Below are 24520 nucleotides of genomic sequence, written 5' to 3' on the forward strand. Positions count from 1 at the left end.
CCGGGCCTACAACGGCTCAAGTCCTGCGAAACGCCACCAGCGTCACCACAATCCCAACCACCGCGGAAACCGCACCTGCCAGGAAGACGGACGGATAGCCAAACGAGGTGGCTAACACCCCGGCCAGCGGTCCGGTTACCCCGTATGAGATATCCTGAAACGCCGCATAGCCGCCCAGCGCCGTACCGCGCACCTGCGGGGCCACGCGCTTCACCACTTCAACACCCAGCGCCGGGAAGATCAGTGAACAGCCGCAGCCGGTCAGCGCCGCACCAAGCAACGCAACGGAAGCCACGGGAGCATTCCACAGCAGCAGCAGACCGATGGTCTCAATCACCAGCGACGCCACCGCCACCTTCACGCCGCCAAAGCGATCCGGCATCCAGCCGAAGAAGACGCGCATTAGCACAAACGCGCCGCCAAAAGCGGTGAGCGTAAAACCGGCCATCGCCCAGCCACGGCTCATAAAATAGAGCGAAACGAACGTCCCAATCACCGCAAAACCCACGCCCTGCAGCGCCAGGCCAAGACCCGGCTGCCAGATTTGGCCTACCACGCTCCACAGGGAAGGACGCTCGCCTTTGTGCGCGGGCACCTTACGCACCGAGCCGTTAAACGCCCACGCCAGCAGAGGTAAAACCATGGTGGTTGCGGCCAATGCCGCAAATCCAAACTGGCTATTGATAAGCAGCCCAAGCGGCGCACCGGCAGCCAGCGCGCCATAGATGGCCATACCGTTCCAGGACATCACCTTACCGGAACGAGCAGGCCCCACCAGCCCCATTCCCCAGGTCAGGGTGCCGGTCAGCAGCTGGCTTTCACCGAAGCCAAGAATTAAACGGCCCAGCACCAGCAGCGCAAATTTATACGCGGCATCGACCGGCAGTAGAGCCGCCAGCAGCCAGGCGCCGCCCGCCAGCCCGCAGGCAAACATGCCCTGCAGCGCCGAGCGCTTGGCACCGTGCTGATCCGCCAGCCGTCCGGCGTAGCCGCGGGTTAATACCGTGGCTAAAAACTGAATGCCCACGGCAATGCCGACCATGGTGTTGCCATAGCCCAGCTCCTGATGAACGAAAAGCGGGATCACCGGCAGCGGCAGGCCAACGGTCATGTAGGTCAGGAATACCGCAAAGGCGATACGGAACAGCGAAACGTTCGCTGAAGGGGTTGTTTCTGTTTGAGTTACTGCAGTCATGCTTTACTCCGAAATGAAGAGTAAGGCGGGAAAATGCCACGCCCCCTCTACCTGGTTATCAGGATTAAGGCGCGTTGGTTGACGTTAAACGCTTACGCATTATCGTGAGGATAATGTTGAGGGGGGAAGTTTGCCTGTGAGATCAGCCGCTTGTCAATGCATAAAAAAGGGAGCCTTATGGCTCCCTTTCGGAATCAAACTTAAAACTTATGCTTTCAGCTTACGCATAACCAGCGTGGCGTTGGTACCACCGAAGCCGAAGCTGTTTGACATGACGGTAGTCAGCGTCGCTTCCGTTGGTTTGGTCACGATGTTCAGGCCGGCAGCCTGCTCGTCCATCTCTTCAATGTTGATGCTTGGCGCGATAAAGCCGTTTTCCAGCATCAGCAGAGAGTAGATCGCTTCCTGCACGCCAGCCGCACCCAGAGAGTGACCGGTCATGGCTTTGGTCGCGGAGATTGCCGGGCTGTTGTCGCCGAAGACTTCACGGATCGCACCCAGCTCTTTCACGTCGCCTACAGGAGTAGAGGTACCGTGGGAGTTCAGGTAGTCGATTGGGGTGTCAACGCCGTGCATCGCCATCTTCATGCAGCGCACCGCGCCTTCGCCGGATGGCGCAACCATGTCGGCGCCGTCAGACGTTGCACCGTAGCCCACGATCTCAGCGTAGATATGCGCGCCACGTGCCAGGGCGTGCTCCAGCTCTTCAACCACAACCATACCGCCGCCGCCCGCGATAACGAAACCGTCACGGTGCGCATCGTAGGTACGGGAAGCTTTGTCCGGAGTCTCATTATACTTGGTAGACAGTGCGCCCATCGCGTCGAATTCACAGGCCATTTCCCAGCCCAGCTCTTCGCCGCCGCCAGCAAATACGATGTCCTGTTTACCCAGTTGGATCTGCTCAACAGCATTACCGATGCAGTGCGCGGAAGTCGCACACGCGGAGCTGATGGAGTAGTTCACACCGTGGATTTTGAACGGGGTCGCCAGGCATGCGGAAACCGCAGAACCCATGGCTTTAGTCACCACGTACGGACCTACCGCTTTCAGACCACGCGGGCTACGCATTGCGTCAGCACCGAATACCTGCGCTTTAGATGAGCCGCCGGAACCGGCGATCAAACCCACGCGCGGGTTGTTCTGATAAACCTCTTCACTCAGGCCGGAATCTTTGATCGCTTCCTGCATGGAGAGATAAGCATAAATAGAGGCATCGTTCATGAAACGAACCACTTTGCGGTCAATCAAACCGGTGGTGTCCAGTTTGACGTTACCCCATACGTGGCTACGCATACCTGAATCTTTAAACTCTTCAGAGAAAGTGATCCCGGAGCGTCCTTCACGCAGAGATGCCAGGACTTCCTGCTGGTTATTACCGATGCTGGAAACAATGCCCAGGCCAGTAATCACTGCACGTTTCATTCAATACCTCTGTAAGTCGCACTATAGTAAGTTTCGAGTCGCACAATAGCGTACACTTGTACGCCGAACAAGTCCGATCAGACATTTTCTGCGGAAATTTGCACCGATGGACTCACATCGTTAAGATCGTGCCACTGCCTGTCAGACGAGTAACTTACGTGAAACAAAACGCTATACAACCCGCAAACCTCGAATTCAACGCTGAGGGTACACCTGTTTCCCGAGATTTTGATGACGTCTATTTTTCTAATGATAACGGACTCGAAGAAACTCGCTATGTTTTCCTCGACGGAAACCAGCTCAGCACCCGCTTCCCGGCGCACCCGCGGAGCCTGTTTGTGGTCGCGGAAAGTGGATTCGGCACCGGGCTGAATTTTTTAACCCTCTGGCAGGCGTTTAACCAGTTCCACGCTGCTCACCCCGAGGCTACGCTACAAAGATTACATTTCATCAGTTTCGAAAAATTCCCGCTCACCGCGCACGATCTGCGGCTTGCCCACCAGCGCTGGCCGGAGCTTGCGCCCTGGACAGAACAGCTTCAGGCGCAGTGGCCGGCCCACACCGGCGGCTGTCACCGTCTGATTCTGGACGGTGGACGCGTCACGCTGGACTTATGGCTCGGCGACATCAACGACCTGACCGACAGGCTCGATGATTCGATGAATCAGAAGGTCGACGCGTGGTTCCTGGACGGTTTTGCCCCTGCCAAAAACCCGGACATGTGGAGCCAGCATCTGTTTAACGCGATGGCGCGGCTGGCGCGCCCTGGGGCTACCCTTGCCACCTTCACCTCGGCGGGCTTTGTCCGCCGTGGGCTGCAGGAGGCGGGCTTTACCATGCAGAAGACCAAAGGCTTTGGCCGCAAGCGCGACATGCTGGTCGGCAGGATGGAGCAGACGCTGGACATCCCCGCTCAGACGCCCTGGTTTGCGCGCCGCGCCAGCGCATCGCGCGACGTAGCAATCGTTGGCGGCGGGATCGCCAGCGCCCTGCTCTCGCTCGCCCTTCTCCAGCGCGGCTGGCAGGTCACGCTCTACTGTGCTGACGACGCGCCCGCCAGCGGCGCGTCCGGCAACCGTCAGGGGGCGCTCTATCCGCTTTTAAGCGCGCACGACCCGGCTCTGTTCCAGTTTTTCCCGGCAGCGTTTACCTTCGCTCGTCGCCTTTATGACGCGCTTCCGGTGGCCTTCGACCATGACTGGTGCGGCGTCACGCAGCTCGGCTGGGATGAGAAGAGCCAGCAGAAGATCGCGCAGATGCTGTCTCTGGGCCTGCCCGAAGAGATTGCCCGCGCGGTAAGTGCGCAAGAGGTGGAAGACACCGCTGGCGTGGAAACCGGGTGTGGGGGCATTCAGTATCCGCTCGGCGGCTGGCTGTGCCCGGCTGAACTGACCGCGGCGGTCATTGCCCTGGCGCAGTCGCGCGGGCTGACGGTGCAGTATGCCTACAAGGTTGAATCGCTGAGCCGGACAGAATGCTGGGATCTGCGTTTTGCTAATGGCAAAGAGGCACGCCATGCCAGCGTTGTGCTGGCAAACGGACATCACATCAGCCAGTTTGCCCAGACGGAGTCGTTGCCGGTTTATCCTGTTGGCGGCCAGGTAAGCCATATTCCCACCGCGCCTGAGCTCGGCAAACTGCGCCAGGTGCTGTGCTATGACGGCTATCTGACGCCGCAAAATCCGTCTAACGGCCATCACTGCATCGGGGCCAGCTATCATCGTGGCGAAACGGATATGCGCTACAGCGAAGTGGATCAGGCGCAGAACCGCCAGCGTCTGATTGACTGCTTCCCGGATGCGGCGTGGGCGAAAGAAGTCGACGTCAGCGCCGCAGACGCGCGCTGCGGCGTGCGCTGCGCCACCCGCGATCATCTGCCGATGGCGGGCAATGTGCCGGACTATGAGGCAACGCTTGAGGTTTATCAGAACCTTGCTGATAACCGGGATAAAGCGGTGAGCGCTCCGGTTTATCCGGAACTGTATATACTCGGCGGGCTGGGTTCTCGCGGGCTGTGTTCTGCGCCGCTTCTGGCCGAAGTCTTAGCCTCGCAAATGAGCGGAGAGCCGATTCCGCTGGACAGAATTACGCTTGCGGGCCTGAATCCGAATCGATTGTGGGTGCGGAAACTGCTGAAGGGGAAGAAGATTAAATAGGGTGCGTTCCGGGGCCCTCACCCCGCCCCTCTCCCACAGGGAGAGGGTGGTGAAACACTTACTTCGCTTTTGCCTGCTGGAACAGGTTGTCCCACATGCCCAGCACCAGAGACTGGTCGCGCGGAGAGAGTTCCCCGGCCTGAATGGCTTTCTCCAGACTGCGGGTCACTTCTTCGTGAACGGCGTCGGCAGAGTGATCGTCCCCCGCTTCAAGCTCGGCTACCGCGAGCGTCAGGTGACCACGCAGATAACCGCTGGCGAACAGCTCATCATCGCTGGCGTGTTCCACCATGTCATCAATTAACGCCAGAATGCGTGATTCAAATTCTGCGATCATCTTCTTTCCTCTGTTAAAGATCTTCCGGCCAAGGGAAGCATTCCGCCGCGATCGCCGGCGTGTGGTAATAATTCTGTAAGGCCTCGATCAGGCGCGCCGGACGTTCCGGGATGCCTTTCTCAAGATATTCCATCACCTGCGCATGCACGCGGCGCTGGAAGACGATACGGTCTGGCTCGAAGTCGCCTTCGAGGTTGTCACAGCTGACGTTGAACGGGAAACCCGCCGCGACGCAGAACAGCCATTCCAGCGCCTGCGGTTTGACTTCCACATCTTCAAACTGCCCCTGCGTCGCGGCGTCACGTCCGTCCGGGCAGTACCAGTAACCAAAGTCTACCAGCTCGCGCCGCGCTTTTCCGGCGATGCACCAGTGCGAAATCTCGTGCAAGCCGCTGGCGTAAAAGCCGTGGGCAAAGACGATGCGGTTATACGGAACCTCGTCATCTGCAGGAAGATAGATCGGTTCGTCGTCGCCTTTAATCAGACGGGTATTAAAATCGTCAGCAAAACAGCCGTCGAAAATCTCAATCAGCTGTTCGTATTTATGCGTACTGTTCATTAGTGTATCCCCAACCAGGTGAGGATCTCCTGTCCATGGCTGTCATAAAGTAGTTTGGCGCTCATCACGGCCGAGACGATGACGATCATCGGGCGAATCAGTTTTTGCCCTTTGCTTAATACCAGGCGCGAGCCCGCGCGCGCGCCCAGGAACTGCCCTGCCATCATCACAAACCCGGTTGCCCAGATAACCTTGCCACCAATGATAAACAGCAGCAGGCCGCCGACGTTCGAGGTGGCGTTGAGCACTTTGGCATGGGCGGTGGATTTGGCGAGGTTAAACCCGGCCAGCGTCACGAACGCCAGCGCGTAAAACGAGCCTGCCCCCGGGCCGAAGAAACCGTCGTAAAAACCGACGCAGCCCCCGGCAATCAGGGCAAACGGCAGGCCGTGAAGACGACGCTGGCGGTCTTCCTCGCCGAGCTTTGGCATCAGCAGGAAGTAGAGACCGATGCAGATAACCAGAACCGGCAGGATCTGGCGCAAAATATCCGACTGCACGTGCTGCACCAGCAGCGCGCCCGACGTGGAACCAATAAAGGTCATCAGGATATTGAGCTTCTGATCGGCCAGGCTCACCACCTTGCGGCGGATAAAATAGAGCGACGCCGAGAGCGAGCCGCCGCAGGCCTGAAGCTTGTTGGTGGCAAGCGCCTGCGCCGGGCTCATGCCCGCCGCCAGCAGCGCGGGTACGGTTAATAACCCGCCGCCGCCCGCAAGGGCATCAATAAAACCGGCCAGCATGGCCACGAAGAACAGCACCACCAGCAGCAGCGGTGACACCATAAACAGATCGACGAAATTATCCATTAAAGTACATGCTCATCCAGTAGCGCCTGGCAGGAAGGCGGCAGCGGAGGCGGTGTCTTCTTCTCAGGCTTAGAGGTTCCAGGTTTTGCCGGTTCAAACCAGCTTTGCAGTTCCGCACCGCAGCCATCGCCCGGCGGAGGTAGCGGCTGATCTTCACATTCCAGGCTATTCGCCGGGCAGCGCAGACGAACGTGCATGTGCGCGCGATGCTGGAACCACGGCCGCACTTTGCGCAGCCAGTCGCGATCGGTTCCGGCATCCAGGCAGAGCTGCTGCTTGATGGCCGGGTTAACGAAAATCCGCGTGACGTCGTTATCTTCTGCCGCCAGCTTGATCATGCTGGATACGTCCCGCGTCCACAGGGACGGCACAACGCGCTTGCCGTCGCTCGCCACCAGATCCAGCGCCTGCGGTTTCAGCAGTTGGGCGGCGGTCCAGCGGTCTTTCGGCAGCTGCAGGAAGATATCCACATCCAGTCCGGTCTGGTGACTGGCGTGTCCACCGTTAAAACGACCGCCGGCAGGCATCCCCATATCGCCGATCAGCATCGTGCCCAGCCCCAGGTTATGAACCTGGTTTCCCAGTCGCTGAATGAACAGCACCAGATCCGGGTGGCCGAAGTAACGACGCTGGTCGGTACGCATCACCTGATAGGTCTCCGATTGCAGCGGAAGTTCCTGCGCGCCCACGATACAGCCGTTGGAAAAAGCGCCGATCGACTGCGCGCTCCCCGCCACCGGATGGGTGATTTTTTGCCACGGTGTGGCGGCCAGACTGGCTCCACTGGCCAGCAGCGCCAGCAGAGCAATTGCGGTTTTTTTCATGTTTACCAGCGTGGAATGGTGGTCGTCACATCCGCATTCTGCGCGCGCTGGCGCAGGAAGTGATCCATCAGCACGATCGCCAGCATCGCTTCTGCGATCGGCACCGCGCGGATCCCCACGCACGGATCGTGACGTCCTTTGGTGATCATTTCAACTTCTTCGCCATCGCGGTTAATCGTGTGGCCCGGCACGGTAATGCTGGAGGTTGGCTTCAGCGCGATGTTGGCAACAATCTGCTGCCCGCTGCTGATCCCGCCCAGGATGCCGCCCGCGTGGTTGCTCTGGAAGCCCGCTTTCGTGATTTCGTCGCGGTTCTGGCTGCCGCGCAGGGATACCACGTCAAAACCGTCGCCAATCTCAACGCCCTTCACCGCGTTGATGCTCATCAGCGCGTGGGCGATGTCGGCGTCGAGACGGTCAAATACCGGCTCGCCCCAGCCTGGCGGGACGCCATCGGCCACCACGGTCACTTTCGCCCCGATGGAGTCGCCCTCTTTTTTCAGGCCGCGCATCAGTTCGTCCAGCGCGTCCAGCTTGTCGGCATCGGCACAGAAGAACGGGTTTTGCTCGACCAGATCCCAGTCTTTGATCGCCAGCGGAATGTCGCCCATCTGGGTCAGACAGCCGCGGATAACGATGCCAAATTTCTGCTGCAGGTATTTTTTGGCAATGGCGCCAGCCGCCACGCGCATTGCGGTTTCACGGGCGGAAGAGCGTCCGCCGCCGCGATAGTCGCGGAACCCGTACTTTTGTTCGTAGGTATAGTCGGCGTGGCCCGGACGGAACACGTCTTTGATGGCGCCGTAGTCCTGGGAGCGCTGATCGGTGTTTTCAATCAGCAGACCAATGCTGGTGCCGGTGGTGCGGCCTTCAAAGACGCCGGAGAGAATTTTGACCTGGTCCGGCTCGCGACGCTGCGTGGTGTAGCGAGAGGTGCCCGGACGACGACGGTCGAGGTCGTGCTGTAAATCGGCTTCGGTCAGTTCGATGCCTGGCGGTACGCCATCAACGATACAGCCCAGCGCCAGCCCGTGTGACTCGCCAAAGGTGGTCACGCGGAATAACTGTCCAATAGTGTTTCCTGCCATCACGGCTCCGATGTTGTTGTTTGTGTTTGAGCGTTGTGAAACGGGCCGAAGCCCGCTGGATTAATCTTTATAGATGCTGAAGTGTTCGCGCGCGTCGAGCAGCTGCGCTTTGGTCAGCATAAAGACGCCGTCACCGCCGTTGTCGAACTCAAGCCAGGTGAACGGCACATCCGGGTACTGCTCTATCAGATGTACCATGCTGTTGCCCACTTCACAAATCAGAACGCCGTCGTCGGTCAGATAATCCGGCGCGCAGGCCAGAATGCGGCGGGTCAGCTTCAGGCCGTCAGAGCCAGAAGCCAGACCCAGCTCAGGCTCGTGGCGGTATTCGTTCGGCAGATCGGACATATCTTCCGCATCGACGTACGGCGGGTTGGTGACGATCAGATCGTACTGCAGCGTCGGCAGATCGCGGAACAGATCGGAGCGAATTGGCGTAACGTGATGGATCAGGCCGTGCTCTTCGATGTTGTGCTCGGTCACGGCCAGCGCGTCGGTGGAGATATCGACGGCATCGACTTCCGCTTCCGGGAAGGCGTAAGCGCAGGCGATGGCGATGCAGCCGCTGCCGGTACACATATCGAGAATGTGCTGCGGCTGATGGCCGATCAGGCCTTCAAAGTGGTTGTTAATCAGCTCACCAATCGGCGAGCGCGGCACCAGCACGCGTTCATCGACATAGAACTCGTGGCCGCAGAACCAGGCTTTGTTGGTCAGATAGGCGACCGGAATGCGTTCGTTCACGCGGCGGATCACGCGCTCAACGATGCGGTGTTTTTCGCTGGAGGTCAGGCGCGCGGTGCGCATGTCTTCCGGGATATCCAGCGGCAGGTAGAGTGACGGCAGCACCAGCTGCACGGCTTCATCCCACGGGTTATCGGTACCGTGTCCGTACCAGATATTGGCGGCGCTGAAGCGGCTAACCGACCAGCGCAACATGTCCTGTATGGTATGCAGCTCGTTTACTGCTTCATCGACAAATATTTTATCCACTCTTTCCTCCAGGGCATGCTCGCATAATTTTCGGCGGCTAGTTTGCCATGAAGACGGCGATAAATCAGCAATGACGCGTACCGCTTGAGGTTAAAAAATGCGTTTAGTCGGGTACACTATCGGAAATACGAGATGAGAATGACGAATGAAAAAGAAAACATCGCTCAGCGAGGAGGATCAGGCGCTCTTCCGACAGCTGATGACCGGGACGCGGAAAATCGCTCAGGACACCATCGTTCATCGCCCGCAGCGTAAAAAAATCAGCGAAGTCCCGGTCAAACGCCTGCTGCAGGAGCAGGCCGATAACAGCCACTATTTTTCAGATGAATTTCAGCCGCTGCTTAATACGCAAGGGGCTGTTAAGTATGTACGCGAAGACGTCAGCCATTTTGAGCTGAAAAAATTACGCCGCGGGGATTATTCGCCGGAGCTGTTTCTCGATCTCCACGGCTTAACGCAGATGCAGGCGAAACAGGAGTTGGGGGCATTGATCGCCGCCTGCCGTCGCGAACATGTTTTTTGCGCCTGCGTAATGCATGGCCACGGTAAACATATTCTCAAGCAACAGACGCCCCTGTGGCTGGCGCAGCACCCGCACGTGATGGCTTTTCATCAGGCACCGAAAGAGTACGGCGGAGATGCCGCGTTGCTGGTGTTGATTGAAGTGGAAGAGTGGCAACCGCCAGAGTTGCCCTGACAGAATGGCGGGAAGCACATTGCACCCCGCCATATCGCACGTCACGTCAGATCGCTTTTGCCATCTTCAGGTTGCACGGGCTCATTTGCCAGTTGAAGACCCCTTTGCCGGTTTCGTCGAGGGTGACGTTGGCAATCGCGGAAGTGGTGAACATAGGCGGCGTTTCGCCCGGGCACAGCTCAGATACCAGATAGCCGACCAGCGGCAGGTGGGAAATGACCAGTGCGGAAGCGACACCTTCATTGCATAGCGCCTGAAGATAAGCGCTGACAAGGCCGACATCACCGCATGGTGTCAGTTCGGGGAGAACATCCACACTGGACGGCAGGTTCATACACTCCCCTACCACATCCAGCGTCTGTTCTGCACGCAGGAACGGACTCACAAGAACGCGTTCGATGTCCACTTTTTGACCGTTAAGCCAGGTCGCCATCAGACGAGATTCGTCGCAGCCACAGACGGTCAAAGGACGTACTGAGTCACTGGCGGCATCGAGTGCCGCGTCGCCGTGACGCATGATAAAAACTTGCATATTGCACCGCTTTTGTTAACCAGAATCACCGGCGTTAACTACCCGCGATAAATGCTGAGAGGTAGAAAACCCGATGGCCGGGCATTGTGCCTGATCCATTCGGTGAATGAAACGCTGTTTTTTACCTCAATGGCGTAAGTATAGTCAATCTCTGTTTACAAAATCGCCAGAACAGGTTCCTTCACTTCAGGATTTACCCTTCTTTGACCTCAGCTTACGAGGACAGTTTCCCTTGCTGGCCAAAATGTCTGGCCCCTTTCCGCCATCTGCAATAATTGGTCACACGGTGTAAACCGTGGACCATACTGCGAAGCCAGACGCTGCAGGATTGCAACCACTTCACCCGCGCCGAGCGTATCCATGTAACGGAACGGGCCGCCAAGGAACGGCGGAAAACCAATGCCAAATACCGCGCCGATGTCGCCATCGCGCGCGCTTTTGATTACCTGTTCACCAAAGCAGCGCGCCGCTTCATTGAGCATCATCATCACGCAGCGCTCAGCGCACTGAACGGCGGAGAGTTTTCCCTGACCAGAAGTCGTAATAAGTCCATAAACCGAAGGGTCGACCTGTTTCCTGCTTTTACGCCCTTTCGCGCCGTAAAGATAGAAACCGCGTTCATTTTTTCTGCCTTTGCGATCGTCCTTCAAAATCGCAGAAACAATGTTTGCAGGTGGGCTGAAACGATCGCCATATGCGGCTTCCAGCACTGGTATAATTTTAGTGCCGGTGTCTATTCCCACCTCATCCAAAAGTTGGATGGGACCTACGGGGAAACCAAACTTTACCAGCGCCTCGTCGACGTGCTCGATCTTCTCCCCCTCCGTCAGCAACCGCATGGCTTCATTAATATAGGGAGCCAGAATGCGGTTGACGTAGAAGCCGGCCTTATCTGCTACTACGATCGGCGTTTTCCCCTGCTTCTTCGCAAGCTTGACTACCGTGGCGATGGTTTGCGGACTGGTCGTCGCGTGTGGAATAACTTCCACCAGCGGCATTTTTTCGACCGGGCTAAAGAAGTGCAGCCCAATCACCTGCTCCGGACGCGCGGCTTTCGCCGCGATATCGCCAATCGGCAATGACGACGTATTGGAGGCAAAAATGGTATGCGGGGCGCAATGCTGCTCAACGTCTGCCACCATCTGCTGCTTAAGCGCCAGATCTTCAAACACGGCTTCAATCACCAGATCGCGGTGCGCAAAACCGCTGTAATCCGTCGTGCCGGAGATCATCGCCAGGGTTTTATCACGCTCGCTTGCCTTGATATGGCGGCGCTTGACCTTTTGATCAAGGTTCTGCCAGCTGTACTGCAGCGCGTGGTTGATACCCTTCGGATTGATGTCTTTGATTCGTACAGGTAATTTGCCTTTGCTGGCGGTAACAAAAGCGATACCGCCGCCCATGAGCCCCCCACCCAGTACGCCAATGGCACGCAACGGTGCAGGCTCAGCCTCGCTGCCAGGATCTTTTTTCACGTCCGTGCTGGCGAAGAAGATGCTGCGCAGAGCCTGTGACTGCGGCGTCATCGCCAGTTCGCCGAAGGCTTTGGCCTCCGCGGCATAGCCGCTGCTGCTTCCCTGCGACAGCCCGGTTTCGATCACGTCCAGGATCCGCTTTGCCGCCGGGTAGTTGCCTTTGGTTTTTTGTTCAGTCTTTTTGCCCACCATGTTGAACAGAAGCGTTCTTCCCAGCGGAGCAGCCAGAACGCGCTCGCGGACCGGCAGAGGTCGTTTTGCCTGACGCCCTTTCAGCGCAAGCTCGACGGCGGCTTCCAGTAAAATAGACTGCGGCACGACGTCATCGACCAGACCGGCTTTCAGCGCCTGACGGGCACGCAGCTGTTTACCGGTTAAGATCATCTCCAGCGCCGTGCTGACGCCCACGAGGCGCGGCAGTCGTTGCGTTCCGCCGGAGCCAGGCAGCAGGCCCAGCTGCACTTCCGGCAGGCCCAGAATGGTTTTTGCATCGTCAGTACAAATCCTGCTGTGACATGCCAGCGCCAGCTCAAGCCCGCCGCCCAGACAGGCGCCGTGGATCGCTGCGATAACCGGGATCGGCAGGCTGTTGATCTCCGACATTACCTGCTGGCCCTGACGCGCCAGCTCTTCGGCTTCCAGTGCGTTTTGCGCCCGGTCGATCATGTTGATATCCGCCCCGGCGATAAAGTTGTCGGGTTTGGCAGAGATAAACACCAGGCCGCGAATGGCTTTGTTTTCGCGGATCTGCTTTAGCATCGCGCGCACCTGAACACCAAATTCGGCCTTCAGGGTATTCATCTTTTCATCAGGCACATCAATAGTGATAACGGCCACGTTATCGAGGCGAACCGTCAGATTAAATGCAGATGGCATATCCATTATTCAGCCTCCAGAACCATTGCTGCGCCAAGGCCACCCGCCGCACAGGCGGTAACGAGGCCAAACCCGCCGCCCCGGCGACGGAGTTCATGTAATGTTTGCGTGATCATTCGCGCACCGGTGGCGGCAAACGGATGACCGTAGGCGATAGAACCACCCAGCACGTTGAACTTACTCTGATCCACTTCGCCTGTGGCATGGGCGCGGCCCAGCACATCGCGCGCGAAACGCTCGCTTGCCAGTAGCTGAACGTTTGCCAGAGTCTGCGCGGCAAACGCTTCATGCATATCAATCAGGGTTAAATTAGCCATCGTCAGCCCCGCGCGCTCCAGCGCCAGCGGCGTCGACCATGCCGGACCTAACAACATGTCTTGCCAGACATCAATGGCGGTGAAGGCATAGCTGCGTAAATAGCCCAGGGGAGTGATGCCCAGCTCTTTCGCGCGGGATTCGGTCATCAGGATCACGGCGGCGGCCCCGTCCGTCAGCGGCGTACTGTTCGCCGCCGTCACCGTGCCGTGCTTGCGGTCAAACGCCGGGCGCAGCTTTGCGTAATCCGCCAGCGTCGAGGTGCCGCGAATATTGTTATCTTCCGCAAGCGGTTCGCGATAGGGCGGAATGTAGGCGGTCATGACCTCGTCGGTCAGCTTGCCTTCCGACCAGGCTTTTGCCGCAAGCTGATGCGAGCGATGCGCCAGCGCATCCTGCTTTTCACGGGTAATGCCGTAGGTTTTCGCCATCTGCTCGGCGGTATCGCCCATGCGCAGGCCAGTGGAGTATTCCGCTACGGCAGGTGGCACGGGCATCAGATCGCGCAGACGTAAACGCGAGAAGAGTTTGAGTTTCTGACCCGTCGTACGGGCTTTGTTGGCATCGACCAGGATACGCGCCAGCTTTTTACTGACCCCAATCGGCAGCACCGAAGAGGAGTCTGCCCCGCCCGCAATCCCGGCGCGGATAGTCCCCGCCATCAGGCTTTCGGCGACGTTCGCCACGGCCTGGAAACTGGTTGCGCAGGCGCGACTGACGCTGTAGGCATCGGTGTGCACATTCATCCCGGTACCAAGGACGATTTCCCGCGCAATGTTGGGGGCTTCAGGCATCTGCACGACCTGACCGAACACCAGCTGTTCGATGACCTCAGGCGGAATTTCGCTGCGAGCCAGCATCTCCCCCACTACCATTTTCCCCAGGTCAACGGCCGGTATGCCATGAAACGCCGTTGCCTGACGCGCAAATGGCGTTCGCAATCCACTGACTATGGCAATGCGATCGCCCTGACGGGTAATTAGCGGTAATGCCTGACTCATAACACTCCCCTGTAAAAAATTTTTCGCAAACATAAAGTGGTCTGACCTGATAATAGTCTTAACCATTTTTTTACATTCAGCCAATCGGGGAAACGAAAAAGTGCGAGCTAAAACACAGAGAAGAAAAAGAAAATGCCCCTGCATGGCAGGGGCATTTGTGCGGTTTGTTGCCGGGTGGCGGCGTTGCCTTACTCGGCCTACACAATCGTAGGCCCATGCAAGCGAAGCGCCGCCGGGCAAAAAGGATTAACGCAGACCCAGCTGGAAAATCAGCGTTTCTGCTTCGCAGGCGAAAACAAAGTCGATGTCCAGCTTCACGCCGCCTTCCACTTCGGTGAAGGTCGACTTGATTTCACACGGATCGGATTCAACATCACGCGCACGCTTGCTCAGCGCGGCCAGGGTCTCTTCCGCTTCGGCACGGTTAGTGAACACACGGCTGTAAGACGCGGTGCAATCGGAGTTGTCCATGATGGTCCCAACATCCATACAGCAGCAAACCGGGGTTTCATCAGCACTGCATTTACTCATAGCTCAATTTCCTCTGTATTCGCGCAGCGCGCGAGATAAACACGATGCTGATATTTTACGCCCCGGCGCGGGCTCTCTCCAGCCGTTAATGGTGCAAAAACGGATAAGTGACCAATATCACACTAAAAAATGATCCAGAACAAAAACCACCCTTTTGGGTGAGTCGCGATGGTCACAATTTTGCCAACCAGATCTCGTTTCGCGAAACATGTTTGAAAATATTAATAAACAAACTTGCAACATTCTGGCTGGTCAGACCTATACTCTGGCCACTGGTCTGATTTGTCTGTCATACCTCAGACCCTACACTTCGCGCTCCTGTTACGGTATGTAACAATTATTGAATAAAAATAACTCAATGAGGTTATGGTCATGAGCCAGAAAACCCTGTTCAACAAGACTGCGCTGGCAGTCGCAGTGGCACTCGTCTCCACTTCCGCCTGGTCAGCGGGCTTTCAGTTAAACGAATTTTCTTCCTCTGGCCTTGGCCGTGCGTATTCCGGGGAAGGCGCTATTGCTGATGATGCGGGTAACGCGAGTCGTAACCCCGCGTTGATCATGATGTTCGATCGTCCGACTTTCTCTGCCGGTGCGGTTTATATCGACCCTGATGTCAACGTTTCTGGTAAGTCGCCTTATACGGGTGCGAGCCTTAAAGCGGACAACATTGCCCCAACAGCATGGATCCCCAACCTGCACTTCGTTGCGCCTATTAACGAACAGTTTGGCTGGGGTGCATCCGTAACGTCTAACTACGGCCTGGCTACCGAGTTCAATAACAACTACCCGGCTGGTGAATACGGCGGTAAAACAGACCTTACTACGCTGAACCTCAACCTGAGCGGTGCGTATCGCCTGAACGATAACTGGAGCTTTGGTCTGGGCTTTGATGCCGTCTACGCCGATGCCAAAATCGAACGTTATTCCGGGGAACAGACTGCGCGCCTGCCTAAAAACAGCAATAAAATTGCCAGTCTTGAAGGTGATGAATGGGGCTATGGCTGGAACGCCGGTATCCTGTACGAGCTGGACAAAAACAACCGTTGGGGCCTGACCTATCGTTCCGAAGTGAAAATTGACTTCGACGGCGATTACAAGAGCGGCATCCTGACGCCTGTGAACAACCTGGTTCCTGGTGCGGGTACAACCATTCCTTGGGGAACGTCCAACCAGACCGTTCCAGGTTCACTGTCACTGCATTTGCCAGAAATGTGGGAAGTGTCCGGTTACAACCGTGTTGCGCCGCAATGGGCTATCCACTATAGCCTGGCCTATACCAGCTGGAGCCAGTTCCAGGAGCTGAAAGCGACCGGAACCAATGGCCAGACGCTGTTCTATAAGGACGAAAGCTTCCACGACGCCTATCGTATTGCGTTGGGTACCACCTACTACTACGATAAAAACTGGACATTCCGCTCCGGTATCGCATTTGACGACAGCCCGGTTCCGGCAGACAAACGTTCCATTTCCATTCCGGATCAGGACCGTTTCTGGTTAAGCGCGGGCGCGACGTATGCGTTCAACGAGAATGCATCCATCGATGCGGGCGTATCTTATATGCACGGTCAGAAAGTGACGTTCCAGGAAGGCCCTTACGAGTTTACCTCTGAAGGTAAAGCCTGGCTGTTCGGTACGAACTTCAACTACGCGTTCTAATCGCGACAGAATCAAAAAAGGTGAGCATTGCTCACCTTTTTTATTTACTCAGAATCGATATCTTTTAGTTCGTTCTCGATCGCCTTCGCGTTTGGATTCTCTTCCGGCTTCAGCTTACCGCCGTTGGCAATAAAGTCATGATTCTGGAAGTACGCTTCACGTACCATAATGTACGGGTCAGAAGACTGGCGCAGCAGGCCATCAGAGTCGAGCAATTGCGCGCGGGTTTCAATCCCTTCTACCGTCCATTTACCCACCGACAGCGGCCAGGTCAGCCATGACAGAACCGGATACAGCGTATCGACCATATCACCGCCGTCATCACGCACGGTGAAGCTGCCATAGAACGGCAGATGAACGTAAGGGCCGTAACCGACACCATAATGCCCCAGCGTACTACCAAAACGGTGCGGCTGTTCACGCTGAAGTTTCGGGTTCGCCATGCCTGCGACGTCAATAAAGCCGCCCATCCCCAGAATGGAGTTCAGGAAGAAGCGGGTAAAGTGGACCATCCCCTGGTAGGGGTCGCCCTGCAGGAAGTAGTTCACCATTACCGCAGGCTCTTCGAGGTTGCTGGTAAAGTTACTTAACCCGTTACGCGCGGGCTGTGGAACATAATCGCGCCATGCCACTGCCACCGGGCGAACCACATACGGGTCCAGCACGTTGTAGTTTAAGCTATACATGGAGCGGTTAAATCCTTCGAGAGGATCGGAGCGGCCCGTTTGCTCCCCAGAGCTGGCGCAGCCCACAAGCATCGTCGCGCCCAGCGCAAGCGCCGACAGCCGAAGTTTCATAAATATCTCCCTGTTCAGTATGGCTATCGTTGATTGCCATCCGTAACGGAGCCTGATGCTCCGTCTGTAAACGTGCAAGCGATTGTAACAGCACGTTTACCGATGTCTATGAGCACAATTACGGGCAGTAACCAGCGTGACTCTGATCTCAGCATAGCCTGGCTTTTAGAATTCGTTTCGCTGGCAATTTTATAATGCCTTTGAAAGAGATGTATCACCTTTGTTGTCATTGCTGCCAATTTAAGAGCATCCCCACAGGCATCCCGACAAAAGCCGCTACGCTTAACAGAAAGATCAATCTCCGGGAGCATATATGAAAGAAGTGGGCGAAGAAAAAATTGGCGAGAGCAATGAGGAACTTGAAATTGAAAGCGAGGAGAAAGCGCGCGGCGAGAAAATAGAAATTGACGAAGATCGCCTCCCTTCCCGCGCGATGGCCATTCACGAGCATATCCGCCAGGACGGTGAAAAAGAGATGGAGCGCGACGCGATGGCTCTCTTCTGGTCAGCCATCGCTGCAGGGCTCTCAATGGGAGCATCTCTGCTTGCGAAAGGGATATTTCATGTGCAGCTGGAGGGCGTACCCGGCGGTTTTTTACTCGAGAACCTCGGTTATACCTTCGGCTTTATTATCGTCATCATGGCCCGCCAGCAGCTATTTACTGAAAACACGGTGACCGCGGTTCTGCCGGTGATGCAAAACCCCACACTCGGGAATTTCGGTTTATTGATGCGGCTCTGGGGCGTGGTCCTGCTGGGAAATATCATCGGCACGGGCATCGCGGCCTGGGCGTTTGAATATATGCCGATATTTGATGAACCCACACGGGATGCGTTTGTAAAAATCGGCATGGATGTAATGAAAAACACGCCGGTCGAGATGTTCTCGAATGCCATCATCTCCGGCTGGATTATCGCCACGATGGTGTGGATGTTCCCTTCAGCAGGCAGCGCCAAAATTGTCGTGATCATACTGATGACCTGGCTGATTGCGCTGGCGGACACCACGCATATTGTGGTCGGGACCGTTGAAATCCTCTATCTGGTCTTTAACGGTACGCTTCACTGGAGCGATTTCTTCTGGCCGTTTGCCCTTCCGACGCTGGCGGGAAACATCTGCGGCGGAACGTTTATCTTCGCGCTGTTAAGCCACGCCCAAATCCGTAACGACATGTCGAACAAACGCAAAGCTGAGCTTAAGGCACGGGAAAATGATGATAAATCGACAAAAAAATCGACCTGAATGGTGACTCTTTGAGCAGTCAGGCGGCGATGCGCTTAACGCAAAGTGTAAATAAGGCTATACTCGTGCCGCCTCGTCCCCTTAGTTAAATGGATATAACGAGCCCCTCCTAAGGGCTAGTTGCAGGTTCGATTCCTGCAGGGGACACTTTACCCTCCCGCTTATTTCTGCACATCGTTTCTCCACACCCGCATTCACTGAGCAGAAAAATCCTGTTTGATTTGAGCATAACGCGTTGCCAGCTGTCTTAGACGCAACTCCAGCTGGGTTTTTTCGGCTTCAGGAAGCGCACTTTCAGCACTATGCTCTGACAGGCGCCGGAGTTGTTCTTCAGCCGGTATGGTTTGGTTAAAGGACTGTATTGTCGAAAAAACCACCGATTTAAGCTCACTTACCGTGATATATTTTCCTTTTTGCTTATCCAGACTACTCAGCCTATGGCTCAGTTGCTGAAGCTTCATCATTCCCTGATACCAGCTGTTCATGGAATCGACAGGTAACGCTGCCGCGTTAATTTTTTGCTTCCACTGCACGGTGAGCGACTTCGCTTCCTCCGGCTGCAATGTCTGGAGTTGCGCTAACAACTGAAGGCTGTAGGAAATATTCCAGTCAGGTGGCAGCTTATCCAGTCGGGCAAGCTGCTGCTGCGTTTCGGTGATAAACGTGGACGGAATGGTGCCTCGCTGCGCTAACGCGTCTTGCTGAACAGGAGTAAGCACTTCAGGTAACGGCGCCAGCGAGGCAATGGCCTGAGTCGTTAAGGGATCCGGTCTCGACAGAAAGCCCCCTCCCCACGCCACGGCGAGGCTGACCATCAGCACAGAACACATCCCGGCAACAAAGGGTTTCCATGGTCTGACAGACCCGTGCGCAGTCGGACGATCCTTTGTATCCGGCTGATTTTCCTGCTGCACAACGTAGACCCATTTCACTTCGTCAATCGGTTCAGCCCTCTCTTGAGGTAACTCGCTACCGGGCATTATGATCGCATTCAAATCTGATGCGTCATTACCGCTTTCCAGCCGTGCAGCACTTGAACGTATCAACGTTCGTAACGTATCGAACTGGCTAAGGTGTTTGAGTTCGAGACGCTGGAACACCGCGCTCAGGCTGGTAAGCAACGCTTCAGCACTATAAAGCTCACGTAGATGGCTGTTGTTCAATGCAAGCATGCGCATGCGCTGCTGCAGGCGCTGGCTCAGGCCACTAAGGATTTCCAGACGAGCGTGTAGCGTCTTCGGCCAGAAAACGTCCCACTGGCGGCTAATCAGGGCCTCCAGAATTGCCAACCCTTCGTTCAGGCCAGCTAATCCAGACAGGTGAGTACGGGCAAGGGTGTACCAGGCCGCAGTCTGCAACTCCACACCGTTTTGTTCAAACAGAGAGAGACCGAGTTTTTCGACATATTGCCAGTTCACATCCGGGCGAGCAGGATGCGTAAGCTTACTGAGTTCATCGCGAAGGGCGGCGTAATCTGGCAGCGTACGCGGGTCGCCGCCGGTTTTTAACGTTATATGTGTGGTCATCCTGAAGGGCCTGCATATCCGTGTAGTTAATTTCGTCAGTTGAGATGTAAGGCTATTTTGCGATTAAAAATGCAGTGACTAATAAAAGGAATGAATGTTATCGCTATGGCAGCAGCGCTAAAATCAGGCTGTAAAAAATGCCTTCATCAAATAGTTGTCCTGAACGGGATGAGATATCAGGGGGCGTAAAGATCCAGCCATTTACGCTCCCCACACGCATGAACAGGCGTCCCTGAGAAATCACCTTATCCCCGGAACAGAAAGTCACCTCGACACAACCAGCTACGCCCTGTCCATACAGAAAGATCGGCATAAATCTGACCGCTCGGCTGCCATAATGCAGAACGATACCGGAAATCTCAAAAGCCCCGCCCTCCACCAGCAGATCCGGAACGGATACCGTCAGTGGCTCCACATTCAGTCCCGTATCTGTCAGCCACGCGTTCATCTCATCCTGAAGCTCAGCCATTCGCTGGCGAAACTCTGCAATATCAGCCTGACTCCTGCTGATTGCAGGAACAGGTGCAGGTTGTCTTGCCTGCAACTTCTTCAGGAACTGTGATTTTACGGACATGATGTTATCGGACCTTATATACGGAGAGTGGTGTCGAGATACTGCTGTTGCCTGAGATGCCTTAACAGGACCCGCCCTTCGGGCATAAATTCAGTCCCGTAGCGCACCAGGCCAATCCCTTTAAGTTCAGCGTCAATGGCATAGCGCAGTTCACCGGGGACATTCTGTTCCAGCAGGACAACGGTTATTTTTTTCAGGCGTGGTTCATATTTGAGCAGGACAGCAGACAATGTTCCCATAAGCTCATGGGCCGTTCCCGGCATGCCCTGCAGGATTTTGGTCATGTCCGGAAGGCCGTAGTCAGGCAGATGCGCCAGCGTGCCGGCGCGGCAGTTAAGGATACGCTGCATGTTATCAAGTACCGAGAGGATGACCTGATTTTCCTCACTGACCTGGTTGAGGTTGAGGCCGCCTGTAAAATTTCCGGTCAGCATTTCATACAGCGAAGGCGTGTTATGTCCGTAGGGCATCAGTCGTCCTTAAGCGGTTGCAGCGTCAGAGAGTTATCGCCTGCTTCCAGAATTCGCGGTTTATCCGGATCCAGGTCACTGCGTTTAATAACCTGCTTCCAGGCGTTGTTGTCCATATCCGGATGGCGGAACAGCCCTACCACCGCGACAAACTGCGTCTCTTCTTCCATTGGCATATCAAGGTTTGCATCGCCACCCGGTTTCACCACGACATCACGACTGGCCAGCATGTCGTCTTTCAGGATGGTGGCATCATCCTGAAGCAACTGCTGATATACCACCTTATCAAAGGTTTTGCGGTCTTTGAGCTGATAAACCCTTACCACCACCGGCTGAGACAGCGAGTTACTTTCACGGGAGTCGGTGTTCAGCGCCTCGCGCGCGGTGAAATCCAGATGCAGGATTTTAATTTTTTTATAGAACACTGAATTGAACGCCGATTTGGTACCGTCGGTGACGCTCTGCGTTACCCCACAGCCAGTCAGAGTGAGTGCTATCAGCGGCATCAGCCAGCGCGTAGTCTTAATTAAACTTGTACGTAACACGTCGGTTTCCTTGTTGTGGTTTTGCAGGCTCCAGACCGCTGTAATAACCCAGCTCTGTCGTAAAGGTCTCAGGAAAATCATCCGGAAGGCTATCACCGTCAGCGCCCAGCACGCCGTTCAACCCCAGCCAGAAAGGATTTTCTCCAAGCGGTGGAACGGCCAGCAGACGAACTGAAGTGGTCAGGGTAATTCTGGCTTTAAACCGCCAGCCCAGATATACCCGCAGCATTACCAGGAAATCCAGGTACAACTGACCATCCGGTTTCCAGCCCTGCGCTTCCTGTTCGTTGTCCGTCGCGAGAGCAACCAGCAGTTGGCTGCCGGCATCCATCGCTTCGTCACCCAGAGGCGTATTGCCATCAAGCAGAAACTCTTCGTCACCGTAAAAACCCAGCGGCCTGTCAATCTCCAGAGGCCGGAGGCAATACGGACTCACCTGCACCGTCGTCTCGGGCGCCAGCAGGCGCACCAGTGCCTGCATCCCTTCCTGAGTTTTACCCGGCTGCTGCAAAACCCCCAGCAGAGCCAGAAAGCGCGACACTGGCGTGGCAATATGATTTGCCGTGCCCGGTATCCCCAGCCCCACCAGTCCCAATAACGACTGCGAAATGCTGTCGGTCCCTCCAGGCTCAAACGTGGCCGGATACGAGTATTTACGCCAGACGCGATAAAACTGCGTCAGGATGCGGTGACTGAAAATATCCAGAAAGCCCTGCAGCGCCTCGTGCCCTTCCCGGCGCTGGGTGATGTCATCGAGGTAGGCCGTTGGTAAAGGCGAATCAACGCCGTACATCCCCATAAAGGTTGTGCGGATGAGCGGTGGCCTGCTGTCATCATCCTCGTCATACTCGACAGCCTTCAGCTCGCTCGCCGGGAACCCCATCCCCGGATGCGGCGCAAACCGCACCGGGTCATCCGCCGGATGGCTGGTAGAGCCCATCAGCGGCCTGCCCGGATTACGCTTCTCCAGTAGCTGGCATAAACGATAAAAGTTGATGCGGTGAAGATCGGCCTCCAGCCGCGGGGTCAGCCGGGAATACGGCGATTGTGCTTCTCTTCCCATTCCAGGCGCTCTCCGGTCGGTTGCAGAATAATAATCAGGCGGTTAAACAGATAGATATCGGTGTAGAGCGCGAAGAAGCGGCTCAGCATCTCGCCAAACAGACAGATATCGCCGCGCCCGGCAAAGCCGTTGCTCTCAAGCGTCACCTCAATCTGCACGCCGCGTACCAGGTAGCCCTGCTCAAAGCGTTCCGTTTCACTGTGCTTCACATCGATAATCGCCTCCAGACGACGGCGGTTCATCTCGCTGTCAGTCCACTCGTAAAGCGCCAGCGTGCCGCGCAGCACGTCGGCATTGTCCATCATCGACAGGAAACCGCTGCCGAGATGGCTCAGCACGCGCCAGTGAAAGCGATCCTGTGCCGGGGGATAACAAGGCAGCGTCGGCGCACACAGGTTACGCAGGGCGATACTGGCTGAAGTGGTTTTCATCACTGTATCAAGCACGGTACTTTGCAACGCTCTGCGAGGCAGTTGGCCATTGGTGCCGGTTAGCGTCAGCGACAGGCTTTCATCCTCCGGCACCGTGTGGTTATCAAACGCTTCCCCCCCCAGGATAAGCCAGGTGTTATGCAGTCCGGAGGGACCTCGGCGCACGCGGGTGTGGTAGTAATATTCCGGGGCTTCATGGCGCATCATTCCGCCTTTGTGACGGAAGCTGGAGAAAGGCACGTAGGTATGCTGGCTCGATGACATCACAGAATCGACCGCGTATATCTCGGTATGGCCATCCTGCACGCGCATCGGGCGCAGCATGTATTCGGTCTGCAGGGAGTTGAGCGTCAGCGGGTCAGATTCCAGCGGGAACAGGTTGATCACCGGCACACAGTTCAGGCGCAGATGCTTTTCGGTAAAGCTGAAATCATGCTCCCAGCGTTCTGCCAGCACCACGTCGATTTCAAACCAGGGGAGCTCGGCCGGAAAAGCTACGGTCTCCAGCCCACGCAGCCCCGTGAACATGAATTTCTCACGGAAGGTGAAATACTCCAGCAGCAGCTGATAGCCGCTAAAGCTGCTGCTGCCTTTCGGCCAAAGGTCATCATCATCACCGAAGCCCAGCGCGGTGAAATACCCGTCGAGCGGTCTTCTGTCCATGTCGCCCGGCATCCGCAGCCAGAGGCGCGCTGTGTTCATGGTAAAGGCTTCATGCATGGCGCAGGCCAGCGGTGCATCAGCGTTGAAGTAGAGCGGGATCTGGCTGAGATCGATACGACTCCAGTCGGCAAGATGGCTACAGTTAAAGCGCAGGCTGATAACCGAACGCCCGTCAGGGTCAGTCGACAGGCGGGCTTGCTCCAGCGACAACGGCAGGAGCGTGATCTCTTTGGTTGTGGTGTACCGACAACGCGTGGCCTTCTCGCCGATCGGCCGCGAGTTCACTTCGAAACCTTTGGCGATGCGCATCTGCTCTTTCATCTCGCGCCAGTCAGAGGTGAACTCCACCACCGACATCGACGGTATGGTGCGCAGATAATGCGGCCACAGCAGGCTGACCAGCCCTTCGGTCAGTTCAGGCAGGTCGTCATCGAGCTTTTCACGCAAGCGCCCCATCAGGAAGGCAAAGCCCTCGAACAGGCGTTCAACATACGGGTCGCGCGCTCCGGCTTTATCAAGGTTGAGCATTGCTGCCTGCTCGGGGTGAGCACGGGCAAACTCTTCGCCGGCTTCCAGCAGATAGCGCATTTCAGCGTCATAATAACGCAGGGTTAAATCATCCATATTTATTCTGCTCAGTAAATTGCTGCGTGTTAAACACTGAAGCAGACTCCGGGAGTCTGGCACAGGTAATCATAGAGTTAAGAGAACCATCAATGCTGAGTACAAAGGGATGGTT

At 56.2% G+C, this 24520-nt stretch carries 23 protein-coding genes and 1 tRNA gene; 5 read left to right on the forward strand and 19 right to left on the reverse strand.

What is annotated here, in order from left to right:
* Positions 1-16: 16 nt before the first annotated feature.
* Positions 17-1195, reverse strand: a complete 1179-nt coding sequence (locus tag ACW9E7_RS13805; RefSeq protein WP_032659215.1) for an MFS transporter — start codon at positions 1193-1195, stop codon at positions 17-19.
* 207 nt (positions 1196-1402) lie between these two features.
* Complete coding sequence (fabB, locus tag ACW9E7_RS13810) at positions 1403-2620, reverse strand: beta-ketoacyl-ACP synthase I (RefSeq protein ID WP_014832795.1); 1218 nt, start codon at positions 2618-2620, stop codon at positions 1403-1405.
* A gap of 158 nt (positions 2621-2778) precedes the next feature.
* Here fabB and mnmC point away from each other — a divergent pair, with 158 nt between their 5' ends.
* Positions 2779-4776 (forward strand): bifunctional tRNA (5-methylaminomethyl-2-thiouridine)(34)-methyltransferase MnmD/FAD-dependent 5-carboxymethylaminomethyl-2-thiouridine(34) oxidoreductase MnmC, encoded by a 1998-nt coding sequence (mnmC, locus tag ACW9E7_RS13815; protein WP_458727931.1) that lies wholly within the window; start codon positions 2779-2781, stop codon positions 4774-4776.
* A gap of 58 nt (positions 4777-4834) precedes the next feature.
* On the opposite strand, the gene ACW9E7_RS13820 is transcribed toward mnmC, so the two are convergent.
* The 6 genes from ACW9E7_RS13820 to prmB are packed head-to-tail and all read right to left on the reverse strand — an operon-like array spanning position 4835 to position 9386.
* Positions 4835-5113 (reverse strand): YfcL family protein, encoded by a 279-nt coding sequence (locus tag ACW9E7_RS13820; protein WP_048029667.1) that lies wholly within the window; start codon positions 5111-5113, stop codon positions 4835-4837.
* 13 nt (positions 5114-5126) lie between these two features.
* Positions 5127-5672, reverse strand: coding sequence for an elongation factor P hydroxylase (locus tag ACW9E7_RS13825; RefSeq protein ID WP_111965248.1), 546 nt, complete (start codon positions 5670-5672; stop codon positions 5127-5129).
* Positions 5672-6481 (reverse strand): sulfite exporter TauE/SafE family protein, encoded by an 810-nt coding sequence (locus tag ACW9E7_RS13830; protein ID WP_136195504.1) that lies wholly within the window; start codon positions 6479-6481, stop codon positions 5672-5674. The genes ACW9E7_RS13825 and ACW9E7_RS13830 overlap by 1 nt, the downstream gene beginning before the upstream one ends.
* A complete protein-coding gene (gene mepA / locus ACW9E7_RS13835) occupies positions 6481-7305 on the reverse strand; it encodes a penicillin-insensitive murein endopeptidase (RefSeq protein WP_458727932.1) in 825 nt (274 codons plus the stop codon). The genes ACW9E7_RS13830 and mepA overlap by 1 nt, the downstream gene beginning before the upstream one ends.
* A gap of 2 nt (positions 7306-7307) precedes the next feature.
* Complete coding sequence (gene aroC / locus ACW9E7_RS13840) at positions 7308-8393, reverse strand: chorismate synthase (protein WP_115875913.1); 1086 nt, start codon at positions 8391-8393, stop codon at positions 7308-7310.
* A 60-nt stretch (positions 8394-8453) separates the two neighbouring features.
* Positions 8454-9386, reverse strand: a complete 933-nt coding sequence (gene prmB, locus ACW9E7_RS13845; protein ID WP_008502612.1) for a 50S ribosomal protein L3 N(5)-glutamine methyltransferase — start codon at positions 9384-9386, stop codon at positions 8454-8456.
* 145 nt (positions 9387-9531) lie between these two features.
* Here prmB and smrB point away from each other — a divergent pair, with 145 nt between their 5' ends.
* Positions 9532-10083: an endonuclease SmrB gene (gene smrB, locus ACW9E7_RS13850; protein ID WP_008502613.1), complete on the forward strand. Its 552-nt coding sequence runs from the start codon at positions 9532-9534 to the stop codon at positions 10081-10083.
* A gap of 46 nt (positions 10084-10129) precedes the next feature.
* Here smrB and sixA read toward each other — a convergent pair whose 3' ends face one another.
* From sixA to ACW9E7_RS13870, 4 genes are all read right to left on the reverse strand, one after another.
* Positions 10130-10615, reverse strand: a complete 486-nt coding sequence (sixA, locus tag ACW9E7_RS13855) for a phosphohistidine phosphatase SixA (protein WP_260659200.1) — start codon at positions 10613-10615, stop codon at positions 10130-10132.
* Between the two features lie 209 nt (positions 10616-10824).
* Positions 10825-12972 (reverse strand): fatty acid oxidation complex subunit alpha FadJ, encoded by a 2148-nt coding sequence (gene fadJ / locus ACW9E7_RS13860; protein ID WP_133294869.1) that lies wholly within the window; start codon positions 12970-12972, stop codon positions 10825-10827.
* Positions 12972-14282, reverse strand: coding sequence for an acetyl-CoA C-acyltransferase FadI (fadI, locus tag ACW9E7_RS13865; protein WP_458727933.1), 1311 nt, complete (start codon positions 14280-14282; stop codon positions 12972-12974). The genes fadJ and fadI overlap by 1 nt, the downstream gene beginning before the upstream one ends.
* Before the next feature lie 246 nt (positions 14283-14528).
* A complete protein-coding gene (locus ACW9E7_RS13870; RefSeq protein WP_023294142.1) occupies positions 14529-14813 on the reverse strand; it encodes a YfcZ/YiiS family protein in 285 nt (94 codons plus the stop codon).
* Between the two features lie 372 nt (positions 14814-15185).
* Between ACW9E7_RS13870 and fadL the strand changes: the two genes are divergently transcribed.
* Positions 15186-16469, forward strand: coding sequence for a long-chain fatty acid transporter FadL (gene fadL / locus ACW9E7_RS13875; RefSeq protein ID WP_115875916.1), 1284 nt, complete (start codon positions 15186-15188; stop codon positions 16467-16469).
* A 44-nt stretch (positions 16470-16513) separates the two neighbouring features.
* On the opposite strand, the gene mlaA is transcribed toward fadL, so the two are convergent.
* Entirely contained in the window at positions 16514-17266 is a 753-nt protein-coding gene (gene mlaA / locus ACW9E7_RS13880) for a phospholipid-binding lipoprotein MlaA (protein WP_115875917.1), read from the reverse strand.
* Between the two features lie 313 nt (positions 17267-17579).
* Between mlaA and ACW9E7_RS13885 the strand changes: the two genes are divergently transcribed.
* Positions 17580-18509 (forward strand): formate/nitrite transporter family protein, encoded by a 930-nt coding sequence (locus tag ACW9E7_RS13885; RefSeq protein ID WP_133294871.1) that lies wholly within the window; start codon positions 17580-17582, stop codon positions 18507-18509.
* A gap of 75 nt (positions 18510-18584) precedes the next feature.
* Positions 18585-18656, forward strand: a tRNA-Arg gene (locus tag ACW9E7_RS13890).
* 47 nt (positions 18657-18703) lie between these two features.
* On the opposite strand, the gene ACW9E7_RS13895 is transcribed toward ACW9E7_RS13890, so the two are convergent.
* The 6 genes from ACW9E7_RS13895 to tssF form a co-directional block, all read right to left on the reverse strand.
* Positions 18704-20035, reverse strand: coding sequence for a VasL domain-containing protein (locus tag ACW9E7_RS13895; protein ID WP_458727934.1), 1332 nt, complete (start codon positions 20033-20035; stop codon positions 18704-18706).
* Positions 20036-20138: 103 nt separating this feature from the next.
* Positions 20139-20609, reverse strand: a complete 471-nt coding sequence (locus ACW9E7_RS13900) for a hypothetical protein (protein ID WP_252093272.1) — start codon at positions 20607-20609, stop codon at positions 20139-20141.
* Between the two features lie 14 nt (positions 20610-20623).
* Positions 20624-21079: a type VI secretion system baseplate subunit TssE gene (tssE, locus tag ACW9E7_RS13905; protein WP_059355594.1), complete on the reverse strand. Its 456-nt coding sequence runs from the start codon at positions 21077-21079 to the stop codon at positions 20624-20626.
* A complete protein-coding gene (gene tssJ / locus ACW9E7_RS13910) occupies positions 21079-21624 on the reverse strand; it encodes a type VI secretion system lipoprotein TssJ (protein WP_143345366.1) in 546 nt (181 codons plus the stop codon). Before tssJ ends, tssE begins: the two co-directional genes overlap by 1 nt.
* The gene (gene tssG / locus ACW9E7_RS13915) at positions 21602-22687 is read right to left on the reverse strand and encodes a type VI secretion system baseplate subunit TssG (RefSeq protein ID WP_458727935.1); all 1086 of its coding nucleotides are present in this window, start codon (positions 22685-22687) and stop codon (positions 21602-21604) included. The genes tssJ and tssG overlap by 23 nt, the downstream gene beginning before the upstream one ends.
* Positions 22651-24405: a type VI secretion system baseplate subunit TssF gene (tssF, locus tag ACW9E7_RS13920; RefSeq protein WP_458727936.1), complete on the reverse strand. Its 1755-nt coding sequence runs from the start codon at positions 24403-24405 to the stop codon at positions 22651-22653. The genes tssG and tssF overlap by 37 nt, the downstream gene beginning before the upstream one ends.
* Positions 24406-24520 lie beyond the last annotated feature (115 nt).

The sequence above is a fragment of the Enterobacter sp. H2G27 genome, from assembly GCF_054403075.1.

Bases quoted from the DNA above. Each gene is read 5' to 3' on its own strand.
- ACW9E7_RS13895 (WP_458727934.1), bottom strand. From the start codon at position 20,035: ATGACCACACATATAACGTTAAAAACCGGCGGCGACCCGCGTACGCTG.
- sixA (WP_260659200.1), bottom strand. From the start codon at position 10,615: ATGCAAGTTTTTATCATGCGTCACGGCGACGCGGCACTCGATGCCGCC.
- ACW9E7_RS13820 (WP_048029667.1), bottom strand. From the start codon at position 5,113: ATGATCGCAGAATTTGAATCACGCATTCTGGCGTTAATTGATGACATG.
- mlaA (WP_115875917.1), bottom strand. From the start codon at position 17,266: ATGAAACTTCGGCTGTCGGCGCTTGCGCTGGGCGCGACGATGCTTGTG.
- ACW9E7_RS13900 (WP_252093272.1), bottom strand. From the start codon at position 20,609: ATGTCCGTAAAATCACAGTTCCTGAAGAAGTTGCAGGCAAGACAACCT.
- ACW9E7_RS13805 (WP_032659215.1), bottom strand. From the start codon at position 1,195: ATGACTGCAGTAACTCAAACAGAAACAACCCCTTCAGCGAACGTTTCG.
- tssF (WP_458727936.1), bottom strand. From the start codon at position 24,405: ATGGATGATTTAACCCTGCGTTATTATGACGCTGAAATGCGCTATCTG.
- ACW9E7_RS13870 (WP_023294142.1), bottom strand. From the start codon at position 14,813: ATGAGTAAATGCAGTGCTGATGAAACCCCGGTTTGCTGCTGTATGGAT.
- fabB (WP_014832795.1), bottom strand. From the start codon at position 2,620: ATGAAACGTGCAGTGATTACTGGCCTGGGCATTGTTTCCAGCATCGGT.
- aroC (WP_115875913.1), bottom strand. From the start codon at position 8,393: ATGGCAGGAAACACTATTGGACAGTTATTCCGCGTGACCACCTTTGGC.
- ACW9E7_RS13885 (WP_133294871.1), top strand. From the start codon at position 17,580: ATGAAAGAAGTGGGCGAAGAAAAAATTGGCGAGAGCAATGAGGAACTT.
- ACW9E7_RS13830 (WP_136195504.1), bottom strand. From the start codon at position 6,481: ATGGATAATTTCGTCGATCTGTTTATGGTGTCACCGCTGCTGCTGGTG.
- fadI (WP_458727933.1), bottom strand. From the start codon at position 14,282: ATGAGTCAGGCATTACCGCTAATTACCCGTCAGGGCGATCGCATTGCC.
- fadL (WP_115875916.1), top strand. From the start codon at position 15,186: ATGAGCCAGAAAACCCTGTTCAACAAGACTGCGCTGGCAGTCGCAGTG.
- mepA (WP_458727932.1), bottom strand. From the start codon at position 7,305: ATGAAAAAAACCGCAATTGCTCTGCTGGCGCTGCTGGCCAGTGGAGCC.
- tssG (WP_458727935.1), bottom strand. From the start codon at position 22,687: ATGGGAAGAGAAGCACAATCGCCGTATTCCCGGCTGACCCCGCGGCTG.
- fadJ (WP_133294869.1), bottom strand. From the start codon at position 12,972: ATGGATATGCCATCTGCATTTAATCTGACGGTTCGCCTCGATAACGTG.
- tssE (WP_059355594.1), bottom strand. From the start codon at position 21,079: ATGCCCTACGGACATAACACGCCTTCGCTGTATGAAATGCTGACCGGA.
- smrB (WP_008502613.1), top strand. From the start codon at position 9,532: ATGAAAAAGAAAACATCGCTCAGCGAGGAGGATCAGGCGCTCTTCCGA.
- ACW9E7_RS13825 (WP_111965248.1), bottom strand. From the start codon at position 5,672: ATGAACAGTACGCATAAATACGAACAGCTGATTGAGATTTTCGACGGC.